21 protein-coding genes are annotated in these 23,565 nt (G+C 45.7%); all 21 read left to right on the top strand.

Annotated features, from left to right (window positions below; all coding sequences use genetic code 11):
- The first annotated feature begins 39 nt into the window (after window positions 1–39).
- The 21 genes from HMPREF1521_RS07770 (at window position 40) to HMPREF1521_RS07670 (ending at window position 23,512) form a co-directional block, all read left to right on the top strand.
- The gene (locus HMPREF1521_RS07770) at window positions 40–1,014 is read left to right on the top strand and encodes a polyphenol oxidase family protein (RefSeq protein ID WP_038117847.1); all 975 of its coding nucleotides are present in this window, start codon (window positions 40–42) and stop codon (window positions 1,012–1,014) included.
- A gap of 171 nt (window positions 1,015–1,185) precedes the next feature.
- Entirely contained in the window at window positions 1,186–1,872 is a 687-nt protein-coding gene (locus HMPREF1521_RS07765; RefSeq protein ID WP_038117845.1) for a YggS family pyridoxal phosphate-dependent enzyme, read from the top strand.
- Window positions 1,873–1,925: 53 nt separating this feature from the next.
- The gene (locus HMPREF1521_RS07760) at window positions 1,926–2,417 is read left to right on the top strand and encodes a cell division protein SepF (RefSeq protein WP_038117842.1); all 492 of its coding nucleotides are present in this window, start codon (window positions 1,926–1,928) and stop codon (window positions 2,415–2,417) included.
- Window positions 2,418–2,443: 26 nt separating this feature from the next.
- Window positions 2,444–3,238 carry a pyrroline-5-carboxylate reductase gene (gene proC / locus HMPREF1521_RS07755; RefSeq protein ID WP_038117840.1) on the top strand — a complete coding sequence of 265 codons (795 nt, stop codon included), beginning with the start codon at window positions 2,444–2,446 and terminating at the stop codon, window positions 3,236–3,238.
- A 2-nt stretch (window positions 3,239–3,240) separates the two neighbouring features.
- Entirely contained in the window at window positions 3,241–4,026 is a 786-nt protein-coding gene (locus HMPREF1521_RS07750) for an RNA-binding protein (RefSeq protein WP_038117838.1), read from the top strand.
- 56 nt (window positions 4,027–4,082) lie between these two features.
- A complete protein-coding gene (locus HMPREF1521_RS07745) occupies window positions 4,083–4,730 on the top strand; it encodes a bifunctional precorrin-2 dehydrogenase/sirohydrochlorin ferrochelatase (RefSeq protein ID WP_038117837.1) in 648 nt (215 codons plus the stop codon).
- Window positions 4,699–5,970 (top strand): glutamyl-tRNA reductase, encoded by a 1,272-nt coding sequence (gene hemA / locus HMPREF1521_RS07740; protein ID WP_038117836.1) that lies wholly within the window; start codon window positions 4,699–4,701, stop codon window positions 5,968–5,970. Before HMPREF1521_RS07745 ends, hemA begins: the two co-directional genes overlap by 32 nt.
- A gap of 4 nt (window positions 5,971–5,974) precedes the next feature.
- Complete coding sequence (hemC, locus tag HMPREF1521_RS07735; protein ID WP_038117834.1) at window positions 5,975–6,913, top strand: hydroxymethylbilane synthase; 939 nt, start codon at window positions 5,975–5,977, stop codon at window positions 6,911–6,913.
- Window positions 6,910–8,424, top strand: coding sequence for a uroporphyrinogen-III C-methyltransferase (cobA, locus tag HMPREF1521_RS07730; RefSeq protein ID WP_038117831.1), 1,515 nt, complete (start codon window positions 6,910–6,912; stop codon window positions 8,422–8,424). The genes hemC and cobA overlap by 4 nt, the downstream gene beginning before the upstream one ends.
- A gap of 111 nt (window positions 8,425–8,535) precedes the next feature.
- Window positions 8,536–9,510, top strand: coding sequence for a porphobilinogen synthase (gene hemB, locus HMPREF1521_RS07725; protein WP_038117825.1), 975 nt, complete (start codon window positions 8,536–8,538; stop codon window positions 9,508–9,510).
- 9 nt (window positions 9,511–9,519) lie between these two features.
- On the top strand, window positions 9,520–10,821 hold the full coding sequence (gene hemL / locus HMPREF1521_RS07720) for a glutamate-1-semialdehyde 2,1-aminomutase (protein ID WP_038117823.1): 1,302 nt from the start codon (window positions 9,520–9,522) through the stop codon (window positions 10,819–10,821).
- Between the two features lie 69 nt (window positions 10,822–10,890).
- Window positions 10,891–11,352: a helix-turn-helix domain-containing protein gene (locus HMPREF1521_RS07715; RefSeq protein ID WP_038117821.1), complete on the top strand. Its 462-nt coding sequence runs from the start codon at window positions 10,891–10,893 to the stop codon at window positions 11,350–11,352.
- A 389-nt stretch (window positions 11,353–11,741) separates the two neighbouring features.
- Window positions 11,742–12,173, top strand: a complete 432-nt coding sequence (locus HMPREF1521_RS07710; RefSeq protein WP_038117819.1) for a hypothetical protein — start codon at window positions 11,742–11,744, stop codon at window positions 12,171–12,173.
- Window positions 12,174–12,381: 208 nt separating this feature from the next.
- Window positions 12,382–13,125 carry a DUF3969 family protein gene (locus HMPREF1521_RS07705; protein WP_038117817.1) on the top strand — a complete coding sequence of 248 codons (744 nt, stop codon included), beginning with the start codon at window positions 12,382–12,384 and terminating at the stop codon, window positions 13,123–13,125.
- 212 nt (window positions 13,126–13,337) lie between these two features.
- A complete protein-coding gene (locus tag HMPREF1521_RS07700) occupies window positions 13,338–13,757 on the top strand; it encodes a hypothetical protein (RefSeq protein WP_038117815.1) in 420 nt (139 codons plus the stop codon).
- A 269-nt stretch (window positions 13,758–14,026) separates the two neighbouring features.
- A complete protein-coding gene (locus tag HMPREF1521_RS07695) occupies window positions 14,027–14,770 on the top strand; it encodes a M48 family metallopeptidase (RefSeq protein ID WP_038117811.1) in 744 nt (247 codons plus the stop codon).
- A 12-nt stretch (window positions 14,771–14,782) separates the two neighbouring features.
- On the top strand, window positions 14,783–18,190 hold the full coding sequence (locus HMPREF1521_RS07690; protein ID WP_038117808.1) for a DNA polymerase III subunit alpha: 3,408 nt from the start codon (window positions 14,783–14,785) through the stop codon (window positions 18,188–18,190).
- A 125-nt stretch (window positions 18,191–18,315) separates the two neighbouring features.
- Window positions 18,316–20,064, top strand: coding sequence for a pyruvate kinase (pyk, locus tag HMPREF1521_RS07685; protein ID WP_038117806.1), 1,749 nt, complete (start codon window positions 18,316–18,318; stop codon window positions 20,062–20,064).
- A 91-nt stretch (window positions 20,065–20,155) separates the two neighbouring features.
- Window positions 20,156–20,899, top strand: coding sequence for a Bax inhibitor-1/YccA family protein (locus HMPREF1521_RS07680; RefSeq protein WP_038117802.1), 744 nt, complete (start codon window positions 20,156–20,158; stop codon window positions 20,897–20,899).
- Between the two features lie 17 nt (window positions 20,900–20,916).
- A complete protein-coding gene (locus HMPREF1521_RS07675) occupies window positions 20,917–21,828 on the top strand; it encodes a LysR family transcriptional regulator (RefSeq protein WP_038117799.1) in 912 nt (303 codons plus the stop codon).
- A 280-nt stretch (window positions 21,829–22,108) separates the two neighbouring features.
- A complete protein-coding gene (locus HMPREF1521_RS07670) occupies window positions 22,109–23,512 on the top strand; it encodes a DASS family sodium-coupled anion symporter (protein WP_038117797.1) in 1,404 nt (467 codons plus the stop codon).
- Window positions 23,513–23,565: the final 53 nt, after the last annotated feature.

Here is a 23,565-nt window from a genome sequence, read left to right as displayed (position 1 = left end):
ATATTGATAATCCTGTATAGAAAGGGCGTTTTATAACCTATGAAAAATGACGTGGAGCGCATTGATGTCGAAGGCCCTTATGGGAAGTGGTCGTATGAGCAACCTCTGTGGGCTAACCATTTTCCGGTCGTCATGGGGGACACGTACCGTCACGGTGGAGTGTCGGAAAAACCGTACGACTCTTTAAATTTAGCCTTTCACGTGGGGGACGATCCGGAGTCGGTACGTCGTAATCGTTCTGTTATTACAGACTATTTAGGCGTTGATGCAGGCCGTATTACTTGCGGAAATCAGGTGCATGGCTTAAAGGTTGTAGAGATTACGGAACAGCATATCGGGGCCGGTGCCTTTAACAGCGAGACGGCTGTTGATGACTGCGATGCCATATTCACAAAGATTCCGAATGTGCCGTTATTATTATTTACCGCCGATTGTGTGGGTGTCGGCATTTATGATGCGGCACACCATGCATTGGCTGTAGTGCATGCGGGCTGGCGCGGCGCTATCGACCATTTGCCGGTTCGGACTATCGAGACCATGCATGCTGTATACGGAACAAAGTTCGAAGACTGTTATGTTTACTTGGGTCCCAGCATCGGGCCCGAATCCTTTGAGGTAGACTGCGGGTTAGCGAAGCGATTTGAACAGTCCTGGCTGGTCATGACGAATCGGGAGGTAACGGATCTGGTTCGTTATAGGAACAGCAGTTCGCTTGATGGTATACCGTCGGATTGCTCCGAAAGCTTCGATAGTTCTGATAACGCAATGAATTGTAGGGAAAGTGGCAGTGATATGAATGACCGTGACGCTACATCTGCAGACGTTCATAGAGATAAAGGCTATGTTAATTTGTGGGCTTTTATCGAAGAAGGCCTCATTGTTCACGGTGTGCCTAAAGAACATATCTGCATCGGCGGAACGGACAGCATGATAGCGGCGGATTGTTATTCCTATCGCCGTGAAAATGGTATAACAGGTCGCATGGCGTTATTCGGTATGCTTCGGGCGCGATAATGCCGCACCGCGAATATAATTAAAATGCGTAGAAATATACTGTATCATGTCAGAAATTCGCATGGTATATGCGGTAAACGATATACATTCGCGGCTAAATACTATATAATAGAATAGTCTATACTGATATATTTGTTTATTATTATATAGAGATTGAAGGGGGACTTTCACATGATTGAAGAATCCCTGCACGCAGTACAGCAGCGCATGGCGGATGCTATGGCGCGTGCCGGTCGCGTGGATACGGCTATTCTGGTGGCGGTTACAAAGAATCATCCTGTTTCCGCTATTGAAGAGATTTCCGGTCTCGGTGTAACTCATGTGGGGGAAAATCGAGTACAAGAGGCGAAGGAAAAGCAGATGCTCTATAAAGGACCTCGATTGACATGGCATTTGATCGGTCATCTGCAGGTCAACAAGGTGCGTCAGGCGGTTCCTATGTTTGATCTCATTCACTCCGTAGACAGTCGTAAATTATTGGATGAAATCGAGAAGGTGGCTGCAAAGCACGATAAAGTGCAGGACATATTGTTGCAGGTCAATATAGCCCGTGAGGAGTCGAAGTCCGGCATGTCCGTCGAGGAATTTCCGGATATTCGGGATTACGCGAAGACGTTGCCTCATGTGCGGGTTCGGGGAATGATGTGCATCGCGCCTTTCTTCGATGATCCGGAGGAAGCACGTCCCATCTTCCGCGTAGCTCATGCCTTGTATGAGGATATGAGACGCTATTTCGAAGAGGGGCAGATTCAATATTTATCTATGGGGATGACTCACGACTTTGAGGTGGCTTTGGAAGAGGGCGCCAACATCGTTCGTGTAGGCACAGCTATTTTTGGGGAACGTGTATATTACTAAATTTTTGTATTACTCAGTTTATACCGCGTTAGTTTTATCAGGAGGAAAAATCCATGGCATTGGGAGATTACTTAGACAAAGCAAAAAACTTATTCTTAGCGAAAAATGATGACGACTATGAATATGATGATTACGATTATGAAGATGAAGAGGAATACGAGGATGAAATCGCTCCTGTAGCAGCGGCCCCTGTATCCGGCGCATCTGAATTTCATCCACGCAAGGTAGGAGGCCAATCTACAATGACACAACGTCCAACGGCAATGAAAGTAATTGTTATTGAACCAAAGGTATTTGAGGATTCTGAAAATATTACGCATCAATTGCGCGATATGCGTCCCGTATTGATCAATTTTGAAAATACGGATCCTCATGAAGCTGCTCGTATTGTAGATTTCGTATCCGGCGCGACCTTTGCCTTGGATGGAAAATTGGAAAAGGTAGGTAAGGACATTTTCATGTGCGTACCTGTTAACATTTCTATTGATTACAATGATAATGAAAGCAGCACCGAGCAAAACGAATATTCTTGGCAAAATAAATAAATTTCCTGAAAATGGCGGTGACAAATATGTTAGGTAAAACCTTATGCATCGGTGTCGGTTCGATGGGCGGAGCTCTGCTTCGCGGTGCGTTGCAGCATGGCGTGTTACAAGCGTGTGACACGCATATTCTGGTACGTCGCGAGGAGCAATGCCGGGAACTGACGGATGAATTGGGTGTTGCAGGATTTACCGCGATGCCTGATGTAAGGAACTATAATACCATATTGCTGGCCGTAAAGCCTCAGGTGTTACCGGCTGTGCTGGAGGCATTGAGCCAAGTAGCATACGGGACGACGATGATATCCGTAGCCGCCGGGGTTACATTGGATACTTTGAAAGAAGCTGTTCCACAAGCTAAATGGTTCAGAGCTATGCCTAATACACCGGCAGCCATAGGGGTAGGCATGACCGCTCTCACCGGGGATGATATGGAAACGGACGTAGCCCGCGGTGTGCAGGCTTTGTTCGAAGCCGTCGGAGAAGTGGCGGTGGTAAGCGAAGCCGATCTTGACCGATTGGGCGCTTTATCCGGAGCCGGTCCCGGCTATATGTTTGTCATCCTTGATGCCTTAGCCGATGCGGGCGTTCGTATCGGACTGCCTCGTCAACTGGCCATTAAGGCCGCCGCACAGACCATGTACGGTGCCGGTAAGATGGCCCTTGATAGCGGACTGCATCCGGCTGTGTTACGCGATCAGGTAACGAGCCCGGGAGGTACGACTATCACCGGTATCGGGGCTATGGAAAAGGGCGGATTGCGCAGTGCCATCCAGGACGGTGTTGCGGCATGCCTTGCTCGGTCGAATGAATTGGGGAAATAATTTTGGCAGATACTAGTAAATTAATTCGATATTTTGAAGCCAGCGGTAGCGGCGAAGAAGCGCGCCGTATGCTGGACCTTGCGGAGCAGGTGGTAAAGGGCAAGCCCTATCGTGTGGCGGACTTTACGAGCCCTGCGGGCCTTGTTATCGCCGATGCGATAAAGGCGAATTATCCGCAGCTGTCGGTGAAAACCGATGGCGGTTATGAAGGGGCGGAACGTATCCGCATCGCCTTTGTAGATAGCGACTTTAACGGTACTGTGGACATGGGTATCCGCGCGTTAAAGGTGAACTGGGACCCTCGGTTCCGATTGCTCACTCATCGCGATGTGCTGGGCTCTTTGATGGGTCTCGGTGTTGATCGCTCCAAATTCGGTGATGTAATCGTACAGCAGGGGGGCGCTCAAATCCTGGTGGATGAAAGCGTAGCGGACTTTGTCATTCAGAACTTTACGAAGATTGCTATGGTTTCCGTGTCTGTAGAGCCGATTGAGCTTGCGGACATTGCCCCGAAGGAAGAAAAAATTAAAGAAGTACGTACTACTGTCGCATCTTTGCGTTTAGATGCGGTGGCAAGTTCCGGGTTCAGCGTATCCCGAACCAAATTGGTGAGCGCTATCAACGCCGGATTACTGCAGGTAAACTGGCAACCGGCTAAGGGGGCATCTCAAGAGGTAAAAGAGGGAGATGTCATTTCCATGCGCGGTCGTGGCCGAATGAAGGTGGAAGCCATTACAGGTACATCCCGAAAGGGGCGTATCGGCGTATACCTTAAACGATTTATGTAGGCAATTAAAAATCGGCTTGACCATCAAGCCGATTTTTTTATTATAGCAGGTGAGTTATGGTATCCATCACATTTCAACCCACAACTGAAGATATGATTTTGTTCATCGGCGGCGGTGAGGTTGCGGAGAGACGGATTCGACTATTTATCGATGAGCCCTGCCGGATTGTGGTTATAGCGCCGTCTGCGACGGCAGCGGTCGGTACCTGGGACAGAGAAAAACGTCTCACCTGGCATGAGAGGGCTTTCACGGAAGATGATGAATCACTCATCGCTCAAAGCAGATTGTTGTTTGTCTGCACGGATAATCATGAATTAAATGATCGATTATATGAATTAGGTCAGGCCCATCGCGTGTGGACGAATCGTAGCGATAACCCGTCAGCGTGTACTTTCACAGTGCCGTCCTCGCTGGATCTGGGTGATTTACATATCGCCATCGGTGCCAATCATGCGGGGCCGCGTATCAATCGGCTGGTGAGACGAGATATGATGAATCGTTATGATCAGTTGCAAAAGGCTATGCCCGGACTTAAAATATTTAGAGAAGAAGTAAAGTTACTGCTTCCCACACCGGAGGCCCGTCAGCAGTTCTGGCGGGACCATTTAACGGAGGATACATTTGAAGCCATTCTCAAGGGAGAGTGGAGAAGTATAGAGGAGAAACTACGCCATGCAATTAGTGGTATTAGGTCTAAATCATAGAAGTGCCGCTGTGGAGGTGCGTGAACGTTTCTCGTTTGAAAAGGACGAGGTAGTCGAAGCACTGAACCGCCTCTATGAGTATGATTCTATTTCAGAATGCGTTATATTATCCACATGTAACAGAACGGAAATTTATGCCGTTTTAGAGGATGTGGACTGCCCGAAGACGTATATGTTAAGGCTGTTACAAGACTTGAAGGGCGCCGAGGCAATTGATGAGAAAGCATTCTTTTTCTATGAGGAAAGAGATTGTATTGAGCATCTGTTCCGCGTGTCCGCCAGTCTCGATTCCCTTGTGTTGGGGGAAGGCCAGATTTTGAGTCAGTTAAAAGGGGCTTATATTCAGGCGTATAGCGCAGGCTGTACAGGTACAATTTTTAATATTCTATTTCAACGTGCCATTGGTGTCGGTAAAAAGGTACGTACCAATACGGGTATTGCGAATACGCCGGTATCGGTCAGCTATACGGCTGTCAATCTTGCGGAGGACAGTCTGGATAAACCGTTATCCGAGGCGACGGTCCTCATCTTAGGGGCCGGAACGATGAGCGAATTGACGGCGACTCACTTGCAGGCAAAAGGGGTAAAGACCATATTCGTGTCGAACCGTACCTTTGCTAAGGCGGAAGCGTTGGCAAAACGCTTTAACGGCAAGGCGGTCAAGCTCGATCATTTCGTGGAACAGGCGAAGAATGCGGATATTCTCATCACATCGACGGGGGCGCCACATTATATCATCACCCCTAAAGAAGCGAAAAAAATCGTTCAACTGCGCGAGGGAGAACCGATTGTTATGATTGACATCGCCGTACCGCGCGATATTGATCCGGCTGTGGCTGATATCGATGGAATTTATTTATTTAATATTGACTCTCTTGAAAGCGTCGTAGAGGAAAATAAGGCGCAACGCGAGGAAGAGGCGCGCCGGGCTGAACCGATCATTCACGAAGCCATCGAAGATTTATTGGATAAGCTAAGTTATTTATCCGTTCGTCCTATGATGGCCTTATTGACGGAGAAGGCTGAGCGCATACGAAGTCGTGAATTACACAGGGCGCTCGCGAAATTACCGGATATTTCCGATAAGGAGCGACGCATTATGGACTCCATGAGTCGTATGATTACCCGTAAGATTTTACGGGAACCTATGATTCACTTCAATGAAATCGCAGGTACGGAGGAAGAAGGTCTGTACTGGGAATTATTCAAAGATATGTTTAATCTTGAGAAAGAAGGCTGATGCCATGAGAGATCATATTCGTATCGGCACGCGAAAAAGTGCCCTTGCCCTATGGCAGGCTGAACATATTAGTGCGGAATTGAAGCGTCTGTATCCCGGCGTTTCAGTGGAGCTGGTTCACTTTAATACAAAAGGGGACCGTATCTTGGAAAAACCGCTCGCTCAAGTGGGCGGCAAGGGATTATTCACGGCGGAACTGGAAGCGGCTATGCACGACGGAGACATCGATATTGCCGTACATAGCCTGAAGGATATGCCTACGGAATTACCGGAAGGCTTGACCTTAGGCGCTATCTCCGCTCGTGAAGTTCCCTATGATGCCCTTGTGAGTCCTGAGTATAAGACACTCGATAAACTGCCTCAAGGTGCCCGCATCGGTACGAGCAGTTTACGTCGTCAGGCACAGCTGCTTCATGTGCGTCCCGATTTACGCGTAGAGGTTATCCGCGGCAATGTACAGACTCGCCTCAGTAAGATTGAGACGGACAATCTGGATGGCGTCGTGTTGGCGCAGGCCGGTCTTAAACGGCTAGGTCTGGAGAATCAGATTACGCAGGTGTTTACGGCGGATGAAATGATTCCCGCTGTGGGCCAGGGGGCGCTTGCTATCGAGTGCCGTGCGGATGACTCGGAAATGCTCGAAATGCTGGCGCCTATCAATGATGAAGCGACGCGTTATGCCGTAGAAGGGGAGCGCAGTTTTCTGCGTCAACTCAACGGCGGTTGCCAGGTGCCGATGGGCGTTCACGGCACCATCGAAAAGGGGCAGCTACGATTAAGGGCGATGATTGCATCCCTTGACGGCAGGACCGTATACGAAGGTGAGATTTCCGGTCCCGCTAAAAAGGGTGAAATTCTCGGGAAAAATCTTGCGAGAGCCTTATATGAAGAAGGGGGCAAGCATATTGTGGAAGCCCTTATAGAGGAAGGAATCATAAAATGACAGGTATGGTATATCTAATCGGTGCAGGCCCCGGTGATGTAAAATTAATTACCGTAAAAGGTCGAGAGTGCATCGAGCGTGCAGATGTAATTGTATATGACTATTTGGCGGATGCTCATCTGTTAGAATGGGCTCGTCCCGATGCGGAACTTATTTATGCGGGTAAACAGTGTAAGGATCACACGATGCATCAATGGGAAATCAATGAATTATTGGTGCAAAAAGGGAAAGAAGGTAAAATCGTGGCCCGTCTGAAGGGCGGCGATCCTCTCGTGTTCGGTCGTGGCGGAGAAGAGGCTATGGCCCTTGGCGAAGCCGGTGTTCCCTTTGAATTTGTTCCCGGTGTTACTTCGCCGATTGCGGCGCCTGCTTATGCGGGGATTCCTGTAACGCAACGGGCTATGGCCACATCCTTTGCGGTTGTTACGGGCCATGAGGATCCGACAAAATCCGTTTCCGGCATTCATTGGGAAGGCCTTGCGACTGCGGTGGATACACTTTGCTTTGTAATGGGTGTCGGCAATTTGCCTGTTATTGCGGAGAAATTGATGACCTACGGTCGCGCGCCGTCTACACCGGTCGCGCTCGTTCGTTGGGGCACGAAGCCCGTACAGGAGGTATTGGTGTCTACCCTTGAACATGTAGTGGAGGATGTGGAGAAGGCTCAGTTAAAAGCCCCTGCCATCATCGTTGTAGGCGATGTGGTAAATCTTCGGGAGAAATTGCAATGGTTCGATAATAAACCGCTGTTCGGTAGAACCGTCGTTGTTACCCGAGCCCGTGCTCAAGCGAGCGCTTTTCGTGAAAAGTTGATGGCACAGGGCGCCAATGTGGTTGAAGCGGCCGCTATCAAGACGATACCGATGGACCTTTTCGATGAGGATAAGCGTATCATCGCGAATGCCAATACATATCAATGCGTGGTATTCACATCCGGTGAAGGTGTTCGCTATTTCTTCGATGCACTTTATAAAGAAGGCAAGGATACACGTGCCTTAGGCTATGCAAAGGTGGCAGCCATCGGTTGTGCGACGGCCCGTGAACTTGGTAAATACGGTATCGTGCCGGATATTATCCCTGCTGATTACAAGGCGGAATCCGCCGTTGAGGCCCTTGAAGAAGAACTGAATGCGGGCGACTCCGTATTGTTGATTCAACCGAAGGTGGCACGTGATGTCATTCCGCGTTGCTTGCGTCACCGCGATATGAATGTAGACATTTTGCGCCTGTACGAAACGACACAGGATACATCTCAACAGGAGGCCTTGATTAATGCGTTGACTGAGGGCTCTGTGGATTACATTACGTTTACAAGCTCCTCTACGGTGACAAATACGATTCAGCTGTTGGGTGAAGATGCATTAAAACTATTGGCTAATACCAGGATTGCCTGCATCGGACCGATTACGGCTGCCACCGCTATGAGTGCGGGTCTTAGTCCGCACATTATCAGCGACGTATATACAACCGATGGCCTGGTTAATGCCATTGTAAAGGATGCTAATGCCTGAATGGGATAGGACATAGCTGGTTTCTGTTTATGAAATCGGTAATACTCTATTGCATATTTATGAGCTGGCGTTCAATTTTAATTAGCCCGTACAGGGCGATAGGAGGATTACATGTACGACTTAACATATCGTCCTCGCCGCTTGCGTATCAATCCTGAAATGCGGGATTTGGTGCGCGAAACGACACTCGACGTATCCGATTTAATTTATCCGTTATTTATCGTTCCCGGTGAAAGTATCAAAAAAGAAATTGACACATTGCCGGGGCAATACCATTTGTCCGTTGATGAGGCCGTGAAAGTTGCTCAGGAAGCATACGATCTCGGCATTCGCGGCGTAGAAATCTTCGGCATTCCTACCTATAAGGACGAACAGGGTTCCTCAGCATGGGATATGTCGCAGCCTGTACAACAGGCGATTAAAGCGATTCGTCAGGCGGTGCCTAATCTTTTGGTTATCTCTGACGTATGCTTGTGCCAATATACATCGACAGGTCATTGCGGCATGATCGAAGATCACGAAATCCTGAATGATGAAACGTTGCCGCTACTTTGTAAGGTGGCGGTAAGCCAGGCGGAAGCAGGTGCTCATATGGTGGCGCCGTCCGATATGATGGACGGCCGTGTCGGCGCTATCCGTGAAGCCCTCGATGCGGCGGGATATAAAAATGTATCCATCATGAGTTATGCCGCGAAATATGCGTCCGCTTATTACGGTCCGTTCCGTGGCGCCGTAAACTCCGCACCTCAATTCGGGGACCGTAAATCCTATCAGATGGATCCGGCGAATCGATTGGAAGCTTTCAGAGAAATCGAACTCGATATTGCGGAAGGCACGGACATCATCATGATTAAACCGGCATTGTCCTATCTGGATATCGTCCGTGAAGCGCGCGACCGCTATGAATTACCGGTGGCCGTATACAATGTGTCCGGAGAATACGCGATGGTTAAATCCGCAGCCGCGGCAGGCCTCATCGACGAGGAACGACTCGTGATGGAGACGATGCTATCCATGAAGCGGGCCGGGGCCAAGATCATCATCACATACCATGCCCTTGATATTGCAAAATGGTTACAACAATAAGGAGAAGCCATGTTACAGTTAGGTAAATCTGAAAAAGCTTTTGATGAGGCGAAGCGGTATATGCCGGGCGGCGTGAACAGTCCGGTGCGTTCGTACCGCAGTGTGGGCTCCAACCCGCCGTTCATCAGCAGTGCCAGCGGCAGCCGCATTTATGATATCGATAATAACGAATACATCGACTACGTATTGAGCTGGGGCCCTATGATTCTGGGGCATGCAAGTCCTGAGGTCATCGCGAGCCTGCAGGAGGCGATTCCGCGCGGTACCAGCTATGGGGCGCCTACGCTGTTAGAAACGGAATTGGCGAAGAAAATTCAGGCCTTCATGCCGTCCATGGAAATGATTCGCCTTGTGAACTCAGGTACGGAGGCGACCATGAGCGCCTTGCGCGTGGCTCGTGGTTATACGGGACGCGACCGCATCGTTAAATTCGTAGGCTGTTACCATGGTCACAGCGATTCTCTTTTGGTGAAAGCAGGCTCCGGCCTCGCTACATTCGGTGTACCGGACAGCCCGGGCGTGCCGCAGGGGGTAGCGGAAAATACAATTACGTTGCCGTATAATGATAGTGATGCGGTGCGTGCACTATTCGATGATATAGGCGACACCATCGCGGCTATTATCGTGGAACCTGTGGCGGGCAACATGGGCTGCGTGCCTCCTGCAGCAGGCTTCCTTGAAACCTTGCGGGATGTGACAAAGACGCATGGTGCGCTCTTGATTTTTGACGAAGTCATGTGCGGCTTCAGAGCGAGCAGCGGCGGAGCTCAAAAACTGTACAAGATTAAGCCTGACCTTACCTGCCTCGGCAAAATTGTCGGCGGCGGTATGCCGTTGGCCGTATTCGGCGGTGCTCGTGAAATCATGAGTCAAGTCGCTCCGTCCGGTCCGATTTACCAAGCCGGCACGTTGAGCGGCAATCCGATTGCCGTAACTTCCGGCCTTGCCACATTGTCCATCTTGCAACGGGACCCGACCATCTTCAAGCAGGTGGAGGATGCGACCATTGCACTTTGTGACGGACTCAAGCAGTTGGCTGCAAAATATAATGTGCCTGCTACGGTGCAACGCGTGGGGTCCATGTTCACACTGTTCTTTACGGATAAACCGGTCGTGAATTTCGACGATGCAGCGGCCTGCAATGAAGAACATTTCAAACTGTTCTTCCATCATAACTTGAGTCACGGCATTTATTATGCTCCGAGCCCTTATGAAAGCAACTTCGTGTCTATCTGTCATAAGAGCAGTGAAATTGAGCGTACATTGGCGGTGGCTGAGGAAGCTTTCAAAAAAATCAGTGATACATTGTAATTAAAATATAGCCATAATCAAGGCTAACTTGATTATGGTATGTGTGTATTCTCGATATAGGTGATGAACATGCAGTTTTATAAGAACTTAAAGCGTGCTCGCGTGCGCATGGGTAAGAGCCAAATCGAAGTAGCAAAGGCCGTAGGTATCAGTAATGCGGCGCTTTCAAATTACGAAACAGGGTATCGCGAACCGGATTTAGATACACTCTGTTCCCTGTCCCGTTACTATGGACTGACCTTGGATGAACTGTTGGACGTGAATAATACGGTTCATAATCCCATTTATGATCTCAATCCGATTTTGAAAAACAGATATATTGCCTATAAAGGTGATGTATACGAACTGAAAGAATCTCAAAAACGCGTTCTGTTCCGTGAACTGGACCGCCTGTTTGAGGACTTTGAACGGTCGAAGATAAGCAGCAGTACGAAGCCGAAGACCTATAAACACGGAAACCCTCATATTAACCGTAACGGTCTGGCAAATACGGCAGGAAGCCTTGCTGCGCGTCGTGGTACAAAGAAGTAATCATTTTTGATAGATGATTGTTGTACTTGTATATTGATGGGGTTCAGTACATAACTACATTTAAATAAAAGGAAGGCCTATACTTCTTTGCTCTTCGTGACCTACGGTCGCTGCAAAAGTATAGGCCTTAATTTATAGGACTATAGATGTGAGAATTCTTGATTATATAAAACATATTTATACAAAAAATATTGATTTTATGTTTTTTTGAGAGATATAATCGAATTAATAAGTTAATATTTAGATGGAAGTGATATAAAAGGAGAGAGGAACTTAATAATAAAATTATTGGTTATACAACTGATGGGGATGAGTTAATGCGGCAAATTAAATTTAATATAGGGAGCGTATATTTTGTATATAGGTAACAACATAGAGGATTTGTAGGGATGAAATTTAGAACTATTTATTCTATCATTTGGTATATGTTTATAGGTTGCTTTAGCTTGTGGCTGATTTGTGGTTTAGGTTATAAATTCTTTTTTTATGATGCTGTTGAGAAGTCTAGGTCAGAGTTGACACAAGCTTTAAATCTCTATTTCCCTCGAGATTATTATATGATTGATGGAGAGGTTTATGATTCTAATAGAAGAAATCTTTTATCAATAGGTCAATCAATTAATATAAAAAAAGACTCACAACATACAGATTTAAAATCAATAGTACCCTTAAGTGGGAATTGGACTCTCATTAAACAAAATGAGTCTCGTTGTGTCTATGAAAGTCAATCATATAGAATATATGTAACAAAGAATACGCAAGATGATGGGTATATTGTAGTTCTAACTCATAATAACTGGTTGGAAATATTACATTTATAATCAACTTGTTTTGATGCCTAGATATTGGTGGCCATGGCGGTTTAGTGATTTTGATAAATATGTTAATTCAATGTATTGGGAACGGTATTAAATATGGATATAAAAATTTATAGTTAAATTGGTGATTGAGCAGATTATATAGTTGGTATTGTTAAGGAAATCGATAACCTTAGAGCTTTAAATATTCCATTATAATAGAGGAAGACATATGGAGATAATAATTAATGAAAAAAGAAATGTTGAATTTTATTTTCTAATCATTGCATTGGGGACAATTCAAGCTTATAGATATAATTGTATTGACTTAAATATATTAGAGTCTTTATTCTACAGGATGGATATGTTACAAATAATCAATGAAGAACATTTATCATCTGAACTGAAGGAGATTACTTTTCAAGGGATGGCGCTTGAGGATGTTGAATCTTGGGTTGGTGGAGTTATACCGACCATTCTGTTAGTGGATACCATAAATGGTATTGATTATGATTGTAAAGCTTTGTTACTAGATCCTGTATATCGTTCTTGCTTCAAGTCTTTTACCTTATTTGATAAAATGCATGGGAATAAGTTTAGTCTTACTATTAAGTTTAATTCATTATTGAGTTTTGAATATATTATGACTATTTTTATGTTAGGCTATACCTATTTTTTGATAGAGCTCGATGATCAATTCTCTGAGACATTTCTTGCTTTTAAAAATAATATTGTCAATGGCATTATGAATTTAAATTATGAGTACTCTGAGTATTTTGTTGAAGTGATGGAGCAATTCAATAGGATTAATATTAATGATGACATATTGAATGTTAAACGCCAAAAATTTTATTTAAAGACAATAAGTATTAATATAAGAGATTATTTCGCTTGTATAAAGAAAGATGAAATAAATGTTGATTTTGATTTTAGTAAATCAGGCGGATTAAAGTATTATGTTATTTCAACTAAGTGAGAGTCTACTTAGGGGAAATAATATTAGTAAAATGTATGGTAATTGATGGTATTTACCTTATATCAACTTAATAAAGTCTTTGATAAATAGAAAATTGATGAATCGGCAACCCGTATAGCCGGTAATGCACCTGGTAGTGGGTTTTATCTTCTGAGTCCAAAAGAGTTGGGTATTCGAGCTATGAGAACTCAATTTGAAATAGAGGATTAATTATGAAAAAAATGGTTTCTTATTTTAATTTATTGCCTTTATCGGTTAAACTTATTTTCGGCTTTACCCTTATATGTGTGATTATCATTTCTTTATTGACAATGGCTGCTTTTTTTAATAGACCGAATCAAATTCAAAAGCTTCAATTATATGAGCAAAAGCTTGTAAGTATATCTTCTCATAAGGTAAGTGAAGAACATTATGCTACAGGTAGGAATGGTCAGGTTTATAATTTTAAAATCACATATAAGAATATTGAATTTGAAAAAGTCAAAGCTTTACTTTCACATGAGAGAATGAAGTGCCGTGAAGATAAAAAAAGTTATAAAATAGGCTACGATTTAAATAATGATATTACTGTTAAACTTGAGGAAAATTCTCTTGATAATAGGGTCGTTGTAGTTTTGACGACAGAGAAGTAGTTAGTAAATAAAAAGAGGTTATTAAATCTTAGCGTATCTAATTGTTGTATTAATCTATTATTATCTTATTAGTTAGGGCGTTGATTACTGTATAACTATAATAATATTATACTTATGTTTAACTTGATGTTTGTATCTTTAATGGAAGATGGTTGATTCGCTTTAATTAACTATCTTCCGTTTTTTATTATGTTATAAATATCGAGAGATTCTATCAAATTCACCAGATTTCTACGTCATTATGAGCGTTTTATGATAAAATAAAAGGTATGAATACTTCAACAACTAGGTCTATTACCTATAATGGCGACAGAATTGAATACGAGTTGACCATCAAGCGCGTGAAGAACATGAATCTGCGTATTACAAAGGATGGTGTCGTCCATGTTTCGGCGAATGCTTATGTGCCGAAGCATCGCATTGACGCCTTTGTTATGGATAATATGCCGTTCATTGAGCGGGCCCGATTCAAGATTGATGCGCTCAATGCCAAGCGGATCGAGGCGTTACAGTATGTAGACGGTGAAAGTTTATCTATTCTGGGCTTGCCCATTACGTTGCATGTAATCGAGCAGGACGGAAAGCCTCATATCGGCTTTGACGGCAAGGCACATCTCATGATGTATGTGCCTCATGAGGCGACTTACGAGCACAAACACAAACTGATGCAGGCTTTTTGGCGTCAACTGGGGGACAAGGTGTTCAATCATTGGGCACAGGTTGTGTACAAACGCTTTCACCAGCAACAAATCGATGTGCCTAAGCCGACAGTAAAGCAGCAGCGCATGAAGAGCCGTTGGGGTTCGTGTACGCCGTCAAAGCAGCTCATCAAGATGAATATGCGCCTGTTGGAAGGCCCGCAGGCATATATTGAATATGTTATGGTTCATGAGTTTGCTCATTTTAAATATCTGGATCACTCAAAGAACTTTCACAATCTGGTTGCCCAGTTTCTGCCGGATTGGAAGGTTCGCAGGAAATCATTGAATATGTATTTTGCTCATCGCCCTTAAAGGAGGTGTACCATGCAGCCATTTGTACATTTACATAGCCATACGGAATTCAGCCTGCTCGACGGCATCAGCCGTTTGCCTGACATGGTACGTCGTGCGAAGGAGTTGAATCAGCCGGCCTTAGCCATTACGGATCATGGCAATATGTATGCGGCCATTTACTTTTATAAAGAATGTGTAGCGCAGGGCGTTAAGCCCATTATCGGTTGTGAAGTGTATGTAACGGAAAACAGCCGATTTGACCGTCCGGAGGGGCGCAGCCGGGAGCGTTTGAAGCATTTGATCCTCTTGGCAGAGACCATGGAAGGGTATCGGAATCTCGTTAAAATCGTGTCGAAGGCGTCGACGGAGGGAATGTTATACCGTCCGCGTGCGGACCACGAGCTGTTAAGGCAATACAGTAAGGGTATTATTGCCCTCAGTGCCTGTATTCAAGGCGAGATTCCTCAGTATATTTTACAGGATAATATGGAAGGGGCTAAGCGCTCCATTGAATGGTATATCGAAACGTACGGCAAGGATAATTTCTTTCTGGAGATTCAAAATCACGGATTGCCAGAGGAATTGAAGGCGCAGGAGGAACTCATCCAGCTCAGTAAGGAATATGGTCTCGGTATCGTCGCATCCAACGATTTTCACTATGTCTTAAAAGAGGATGCGGATGTACAGGATATCAAGGTTTGTATCTCTACAGGACGTCGTCATGCCGAGGTGGATCGATTAAAGTTCCCTAATGATGAGTTTTATCTAAAATCTGGGGATGAAATGGCAGAGCTATTTGGACATATTCCAGGGGCCATTGAAAATACCTTAAAAATTGCGGATCGATGCAATGTGGTGTTCAATTTCGATGAACATCATTTGCCTCATTTCGATGTGCCGGAAGGGGAAACGGCGGCGTCTTATTTGCGTACCGTCTGTGAACGAGAAATTCCGCGCCTTTACGGTGAACCTACAGATGAATTGATGAAGCGCCTCGATTATGAATTGGGCGTTATCGGTACGATGGGCTTTGAGGATTACTTCCTCATCGTGTGGGATTATGTGCGATATGCACGGGAGCACGATATCTTAGTAGGCCCCGGCCGCGGGTCCGCAGCGGGTTCTGTCGTGGCGTATCTCTTAGGCATTACGGGCCTTGACCCGTTAAAATACGATTTGCTTTTTGAACGGTTCCTCAATCCGGAACGTGTCAGCATGCCTGATATTGATATCGACTTCTGCTATGAAAAGCGGGGGCAGGCTATCGAGTATGTAACGAGAAAATACGGACAGGAGCGGGTATCGCAGATTATTACATTCGGTACCGAAGCGGCGCGTGCCGTTATCCGTGACGTAGGTCGCGTTTTGGACTTGCCTCTGGCCGAGGTGAACCGCATCGCCAAGATGATTCCCAACGAATTGGGTATTACCTTGGATAAGGCTTTACAGGGCAAGGATTTAAAGGCTCTGTACGAATCGGATTCAAATGTAAAAGAACTGTTTGATTTCGGTAAAAAACTGGAAGGGATTGCGCGAAATTCGTCCACCCACGCGGCGGGCGTCGTAATTTCTGCGGATCCTCTAGATGACCACGTACCGGTACAAAATGCCAATGATGAAGGCTTTGTTACGCAGTACGATAAGGATAATATCGAGGAACTGGGACTCTTGAAGATGGACTTTTTGGGGCTCCGTACCTTGACTGTTATGGGGGATGCCTTAAAGCTCATCAAGGCGAATCGCGGAATTGATTTGGATTTGGATGCGATACCGCTCGATGATGCGGCGGCTTGTGAGCTTCTCACAAAGGGTGACACATCCGGCGTGTTCCAACTTGAATCCGAGGGGATTACAAAACTCGTTATGGACCTCAAGCCGGAGCACTTCGAGGATTTGATTCCGTTGGTGGCGCTCTATCGTCCGGGTCCGTTAGGATCCGGTATGGTGGCGGACTTCATCGACCGTCGTCACGGTAAAAAAGAGGTTACCTATTTACATCCTATTTTGGAACCGATTTTGAAAGATACCTTCGGTGTTATTCTGTACCAGGAACAGGTTATGCAGATTGCGTCCGCCATGGGCGGATTCTCCCTCGGTCAGGCGGATTTGATGCGCCGCGCCATGGGTAAGAAAAAGGAATCTGTTCTGAAAGCACAGCGCGAGTCCTTTATTCAGGGCTCCGTTAAAAACGGTATCGATGAATCCGTGGCGAATGAAGTATTTGATTTGCTCGTATACTTCGCCGGCTACGGCTTTAATAAATCGCATAGTGCGGCGTATGCGTACATCGCGTATCAGACGGCATATTTGAAAGCCCATTATTTCCCTGAATTCATGGCGGCTACGATGACGAGCTTCATGCAGAACATGCAGAAGTTGACCTACTATATCAACGCCTGCAAGAAGCACAATGTTAAGGTACTAGGTCCAGATATTAACTATTCTGAGCGCAGCTTTGCCGTACAAGATGACTCTATTCGTTTCGGCCTTGGCGGTATCAAGAACGTCGGGGATAATGCCATTGATCGTTTGATTCGTGAGCGCAATGAGCATGGCCTCTATACGGATATTGTGGATTTCTGCAAACGCGTTGATAATAAGGTCGTGAATAAACGTCTTCTTGAAAGCTTAATCCGTTGCGGTGCGATGGACGGATTCAAGGAAAATCGCAATCAGTTGCTCCATATGTATGAAAGCGCTCAGGCTGTAGGTGCCAAGGAGCAGAAGGATGCGGCCATGGGCACCGTGAGTCTCTTCGGTGAAACGGAGGAATCGGCGGATTTCATCGCCGTACCGGATCTGGAGGATTTGCCTGAGGACGATAAGCTGAAGGATGAAAAGGAATATACCGGCTTTTACATTACGGGGCATCCGTTGCAAGGATATGCGAAGGAACTGGATGGACTCTTTGAATTAGGGGCGTTGATGGAAAATCCTGAGCGATATGACGGACAAACCATTACATTCGGCGGCCTCATCGAAAATAAATCGGACCGCATGACAAAACGCAATGAGGTTATGTCCATTTTGCGCATCGAAGATTATTCCGGTGCGGCCAATGTGGTGGCCTTTCCAAAGGTGTTCAGCCAATGTCAGCAATTCCTTGCCGTCGATATGATTGTAAAGGTAAAAGGTCGTGTCGATGCCGATGAAAAGGGTGTGCAAATCATTGCTGACCGGATTTCGCCTCTGAAGGTAAATTATGGTCAGGCGAAGCATATTGCCATCCATATTCACAGCCAATACGATACACCTGAAAACAGTGAGGCGTTAAAACGCATTTTGGTGAATACCGATGGTGGCGTGCCGACGTCGTTATACTTGCATCGTCAGAGAAAGCGCATCAACTTGCCGGCCAGCATGTGCTTCGATCCCAGTGATGAGTCGATTAAGGCTATCGAGGCCGTTTTAGGCGAAGGTGCTGTGGAAATTCAGTAAATTCATATGGCTATTCGTGTTGCATAGGGTACATCTTAGAACTCTATGTATTGATATAATAATGTAAATATGATGTTATAAATTTATTACTTAATGTGAAGAGATATACTCGATTAGGAGAGATTATGAAACGTACCAAAATCGTATGTACCGTGGGTCCGGGGACGGATAAATTCGGTATATTGGAAGATATGATGCGGGCCGGCATGAACGTGGTTCGATTTAACTTCTCTCACGGTACTCATGAAGAGCAGGCGGAACGCATGCAGATGGTGCGTGATGCGGCGATGATTGTGAATAAACCGATTGCTCTCATGCTCGATACAAAGGGGCCTGAGGTTCGACTCGGATTATTCAAGGAGGGAAAGGTGTTCCTCGAAGCGGGGCAACAATTTATATTGACCGCCGATGACGTGGAGGGGACTAAAGAAATCAGTTCCGTTAATCATAAGGGCCTTGTAAAGGACGTATCCGTAGGGGATAAAATCCTCTTAGCGGATGGCCTTGTGACGCTTACCATCAATGCTATTGACGGAAATAATATCGTTACAACCGTTCAAAATAGCGGAGAAATCGGCAACCGTAAACGCGTGGCCGTACCGGGTGTGGCGCTCAGCCTACCGCCCGTGTCCGAGCAGGATGAAGCGGATTTGCGCTTCGGCTGTCAACAAGGTATCGACTTTGTTGCGGCATCCTTTATGCAACGCGCCAAGGATATCGTAGCCATCCGTCGAATATTGGAGTCCGAGCAAAAAGATATCAGAATCATTGCGAAGATTGAAAATGCGGAAGGCGTTAAAAATATTGACGAAATTCTAAAAGTTGCCGACGGCCTTATGGTGGCCCGCGGTGACTTGGGTGTGGAAATTCCTGCCGAAGAGGTGCCGGTACTGCAAAAGATGATGATTGAAAAATGTAATGCTTTGGGTAAACCGGTGATTACGGCAACACAGATGCTTGAATCCATGATTCAGAATCCTCGTCCGACCCGCGCGGAGGCAAGTGACGTGGCCAATGCTATCCTCGACGGAACTGATGCGATTATGCTTTCAGGGGAAACCGCAAACGGTGCCTATCCGGTAGAAGCGGTAACGACGATGACACGCATTGCGGAGGTGACGGAACGTGCCGCTATTTATGACAGTAAGGGGCGGGCCCGCAACGAGGCTGATATGACCACTACCGATGCGGTCTGTGCAGCGAGCGTACGCATTGCTCATAATCTGGACGCATCTGCAATCCTTACGTGTACCGAGTCGGGACATACGGCAATCAGTGTGGCCCGCCATCGTCCGGATTGTAAGATTATCGCCGTTACACCTCATGAGGAAACGATTCGCCGCATGCAGATATGCTGGGGCGTAGAGGCCATTAAAGGTAATGAAATCGTCAATTCCGATGATATGGTTAAGCGGGCTATTACCGGAGCCCTCAGCGCCGGTGCCATTGAGTCCGGAGATCTTGTTGTGGTCACTGCCGGTGTGCCGTCAGGTGCAACGGGGACGACGAATATGATTCGCGTTCATATCGCGGGGCAGGTGCTCCTGTCCGGCAACGGTATTTTGCGAAAATCCGTTACAGGCAATCTTTTTATCGCCGCAAATCATAAGGGTGATTATAATTCTTTCAAGTCCGGAGATATTCTTGTGGTAGGAACGATGGAGCCGGAATTGATGGCCCTGGCCAAACAGGCGGGCGGAATCATCGCCGTGGAGGACGGCTATACATCGGATAGCGCCATTGCAGGCATTACCTATGGGATCCCTGTCATTTTAGGTGCAAAAAATGCTCACGAAGTGTTGCTTGAAGGTCAAGAGGTGACAATCGACGGCGAACGGGGCAAGGTGTTTGCGGGCATAGCGAATGCACGATAATTATGTAGCACGATAATATATTGTATATAGAAGGCGTGCGCTATATTGGTATAGCATATATGTTTATAATTTATCAGGAGGAGCGATTATTATGAATCAATTCAATACGGCTCAACCTAGCAATATCGGTGTTGCGCAGGTTGAATATATCGTATCTCAACGTCTGAAAGGTTCTTTCTTGTGGATGATCGTAGGTCTGATTACAACTATAGGCGTCGGCTTAGCATCTCTCATGCAGCCGAACTGGTTACGATTCACCTATGAACATTTCAGTATTATATTATTGGTTGAACTGGGCGTGGTGTTTTTATTCAGTGCTCGCGCTTACAGTGCCAACGTTATGACTTTAAGAGCGATGTTCTTTATCTATAGCGCTTTGAACGGACTTACTTTAACCTTAGTATCATTGAGCTATAATATATTTGAGGTGGTTATTCCTGCGCTGATCGGTACGTTGGCGTTCTTTATCGCCTTTGCCGTTGTAGGGGCGATGACGAAACGCAATTTATCGTCCCTTACGCCTTACGTGTTGGCTGCTTTACTGGGGATGATCATCGTATCCGTTGTGATGATGGTCGGTCGTTATTTTAATGTGGCAATTCTCAGTGCATATAGCGACACGGTAAGCCTTATCTTCGGCTATGTCGGCGTTGTGGTATTCTCCATCTTTACGGCTATCGATGTGAATCGCATCAAAAATACCGTGACCGAGTTGGCTTTAACAGAGGATGAAAGCATTCTTGATCGCGTTGAAATTGCAGGCGCCTTGAGTTTATATCTGGATTTTATTAATCTATTCCTTTCCTTACTGCGGATTTTCGGCAATAAAAGATAATATATAAAGGAGTCATTATGGATGATAGAGAATGGCGTACTTTTGTAACTGTCGTCAACGAGCGGAACATTACGAGAGCGGCCGAAACATTATTTTTATCGCAGCCGGCTTTGAGTTATCGGTTGCGACATATGGAAAAAGCTTTGGGCCATTCTCTATTATTGCGTAATGCCGACGGCATTGCTCTGACGGCACAAGGTGAAATTTTTTATGAATATTGTAAGCGTATGCTGCAGGAACAGGAGACCTTGGAAAATGCGATGAATTCCGCATCCGGCAAGATTCAAGGTACCTTGAAAATCGCATCATCCATTAATTTTGCGGATTACGAATTGCCGACTCTGCTGCAATCATTCCGTGAACAATATCCTGATGTTCACATTCAGGTTAAGACGGCTTTCAGCCATCAGGTGGTGAAGATGTTCAATACCGGTGACTGTATGGTTGCCTTTGCCCGCGGTGGTTACGAGGTGTCCGGTGAATCGGAACTGCTCCTGAAAGAGCCGTATTGCCTGGTTTACAAGGAGCTGGTGGCTCCGGAGTCGCTTGAGAAAGTACCGTTCATTCGGTATCAGACGGACGCATCCGTAGCCAATATTATCGAAAACTGGTGCGCCGAACATTTTGAAGGGCCTCCAATGGTTGCGATGGAGGTCAACTCCATGAGTACGTGTCGTCACTTTGTGCGCGCCGGACTGGGATGGTCCATCTTGACCTATATGGGCCTCGGGTCCTGTAAGGATAAAGATATCTACGTGAGTCCGTTGCGCAATAGGGAAGGGCAGTATATTACGCGCGATACCAATATGGTGTACACGAAGGATGCGGCAAACCTTGTGGCGGTGAAAACTTTCATCGAATACGTACGTAATTATTACAAGCAACATACGGTAGTAGATAAGAGTATATTGAGAGAATATAAAGCATAAAATCATGTAAGTGCATGTATACATCAAATTGTGTATGTATACATGCATTTTTTTCATTTTGATATGAAAATCTATAATTAAAATGCATAAAAGGTATGAGATGAAGGTATAAAAGTTTTTATAACCCCTATAAAACTAATCTATTTTTCATAATCCTTATGTCCATTTATAATAAAGATAGACTTAGACCAGGGTTCATAGATAACAGTCGCGTGTTACGGATATCTTGGATAGTGTTAGTATTGATTTTAATGCCTTGTTTAGTAAGAAAGGAAACGACATGGAAAGAATTCTAAAATTAGCCGTTATCGTGCTAATTCCGGTTATCCTCTGGTTCACGACTCCGCCGGAAGGACTTTCAGATACCGCTTGGCGCCTATTTGGTTTCTACATTGCAGGTATCTTAGGTTTGATTTTAAAACCGTATCCAATTCAAATTATTTTATTAGCTGTATTATCCGCTTCCGCATTATTCTTGGACAATGCGAAAGAAATTTTAGTAGGTTATGGCTCCACGGCATTGTGGATGATCATCGCGGCGTTCTCCTTGAGCGTAGCGTTTGGTAAGACCGGCCTTGGTCACCGCGTGGCTTATCACCTGATTCGTGCATTCGGTTCTACCGTATTGCGTTTGGGTTATGTAACAGCACTTCTTGATTTGATTCTATCTCCCGCAACACCTTCTAACACGGCACGTGCGGCCGGTATTATTTATCCGATTAACTTATCCATCGCCGAATCCATCGGTTCTTATCCGGGTGATACGGCGAAACGCGGCGGCTCCTTCATCTTGATGAACGGTTACTTCGTAACAAAGATTACATCCTTCATGTTCTTAACTGCTATGGCTCCGAATGTGTTGGCACTGGACTTCGTTACCAAGATTACAGGTCTCAGCATGACTTGGGGCGAGTGGGCATTAGCTTTGGCACTTCCTGGCCTTGTAATGTTGATCTTTGTTCCTCTTATCGGTTACTGGATTGACCGCCCTGAAAGCGTGGAAATCGACAACAAGAAATTGGCTGCTGACGGTCTTGCTAAATTGGGACCTATGAAGGTATCTGAAAAGATTTTGGCTGTTGTATTCATCCTTGCTCTTATCGGTTGGGCATTGCCTTCCATCGGCGTTGATTTAAGCGCGACCGCAGTAGCATTAGTCGCTATGACTATCGTATTCTTGAGCGGCATCATCACTTGGGATGACATGGTTCAAACTAAAGCTGTTTGGAATACGTTCATCTGGTTCGGTGCCATCCTCGGGTTATCCACAGCGTTGACCAAAGCTAAATTCTTCGCTTGGCTTGCAACGTTTATGCAAACAAACTTGGCGCTCGATTTTTCACCACTCGTAGTCGTATTGATTCTGTCCGCTATCAGTGTTGTAATCCGTTACTTGTTCGCCTCCAGTACCGCATACATCGCATCCATGCTTCCTGTATTCTTGACGGTAGGTATGGCATCAGGTGTAGATCCGGTTATGTTCGGTCTCGTATTGCTTGCAACAAATGCGTTCGGCGGTCTCGTAACTCACTACGGCGCATCTCCTGGACCTATCATTTACTCCGCAGGTTACAACAACTTGAAAGACTGGTGGACTGCCGGTGGGATCCTTGCTATTTTGAGCTGGATTCTACTCTTCGTTGTTGGTATACCTTGGTGGACTTTCATCGGTATGATCGGTTAATCATATAAATTTATAATACTCATTGTTTTATCGGTAGGGGCCAGACATTCGCG

Source organism: Veillonella sp. AS16, assembly GCF_000517785.1.
Classification (GTDB): Bacteria; Bacillota; Negativicutes; order Veillonellales; family Veillonellaceae; genus Veillonella; species Veillonella denticariosi.
Note: the sequence above shows the minus strand (reverse complement) of the source record. Positions and strands in the feature narration are given on the sequence as shown.

Bases quoted from the DNA above. Each gene is read 5' to 3' on its own strand.
- HMPREF1521_RS07770 (WP_038117847.1), top strand. From the start codon at position 40: ATGAAAAATGACGTGGAGCGCATTGATGTCGAAGGCCCTTATGGGAAG.
- HMPREF1521_RS07765 (WP_038117845.1), top strand. From the start codon at position 1,186: ATGATTGAAGAATCCCTGCACGCAGTACAGCAGCGCATGGCGGATGCT.
- HMPREF1521_RS07760 (WP_038117842.1), top strand. From the start codon at position 1,926: ATGGCATTGGGAGATTACTTAGACAAAGCAAAAAACTTATTCTTAGCG.
- proC (WP_038117840.1), top strand. From the start codon at position 2,444: ATGTTAGGTAAAACCTTATGCATCGGTGTCGGTTCGATGGGCGGAGCT.
- HMPREF1521_RS07745 (WP_038117837.1), top strand. From the start codon at position 4,083: ATGGTATCCATCACATTTCAACCCACAACTGAAGATATGATTTTGTTC.
- hemA (WP_038117836.1), top strand. From the start codon at position 4,699: ATGCAATTAGTGGTATTAGGTCTAAATCATAGAAGTGCCGCTGTGGAG.
- hemC (WP_038117834.1), top strand. From the start codon at position 5,975: ATGAGAGATCATATTCGTATCGGCACGCGAAAAAGTGCCCTTGCCCTA.
- cobA (WP_038117831.1), top strand. From the start codon at position 6,910: ATGACAGGTATGGTATATCTAATCGGTGCAGGCCCCGGTGATGTAAAA.
- hemB (WP_038117825.1), top strand. From the start codon at position 8,536: ATGTACGACTTAACATATCGTCCTCGCCGCTTGCGTATCAATCCTGAA.
- hemL (WP_038117823.1), top strand. From the start codon at position 9,520: ATGTTACAGTTAGGTAAATCTGAAAAAGCTTTTGATGAGGCGAAGCGG.
- HMPREF1521_RS07715 (WP_038117821.1), top strand. From the start codon at position 10,891: ATGCAGTTTTATAAGAACTTAAAGCGTGCTCGCGTGCGCATGGGTAAG.
- HMPREF1521_RS07710 (WP_038117819.1), top strand. From the start codon at position 11,742: ATGAAATTTAGAACTATTTATTCTATCATTTGGTATATGTTTATAGGT.
- HMPREF1521_RS07705 (WP_038117817.1), top strand. From the start codon at position 12,382: ATGGAGATAATAATTAATGAAAAAAGAAATGTTGAATTTTATTTTCTA.
- HMPREF1521_RS07700 (WP_038117815.1), top strand. From the start codon at position 13,338: ATGAAAAAAATGGTTTCTTATTTTAATTTATTGCCTTTATCGGTTAAA.
- HMPREF1521_RS07695 (WP_038117811.1), top strand. From the start codon at position 14,027: ATGAATACTTCAACAACTAGGTCTATTACCTATAATGGCGACAGAATT.
- HMPREF1521_RS07690 (WP_038117808.1), top strand. From the start codon at position 14,783: ATGCAGCCATTTGTACATTTACATAGCCATACGGAATTCAGCCTGCTC.
- pyk (WP_038117806.1), top strand. From the start codon at position 18,316: ATGAAACGTACCAAAATCGTATGTACCGTGGGTCCGGGGACGGATAAA.
- HMPREF1521_RS07680 (WP_038117802.1), top strand. From the start codon at position 20,156: ATGAATCAATTCAATACGGCTCAACCTAGCAATATCGGTGTTGCGCAG.
- HMPREF1521_RS07675 (WP_038117799.1), top strand. From the start codon at position 20,917: ATGGATGATAGAGAATGGCGTACTTTTGTAACTGTCGTCAACGAGCGG.
- HMPREF1521_RS07670 (WP_038117797.1), top strand. From the start codon at position 22,109: ATGGAAAGAATTCTAAAATTAGCCGTTATCGTGCTAATTCCGGTTATC.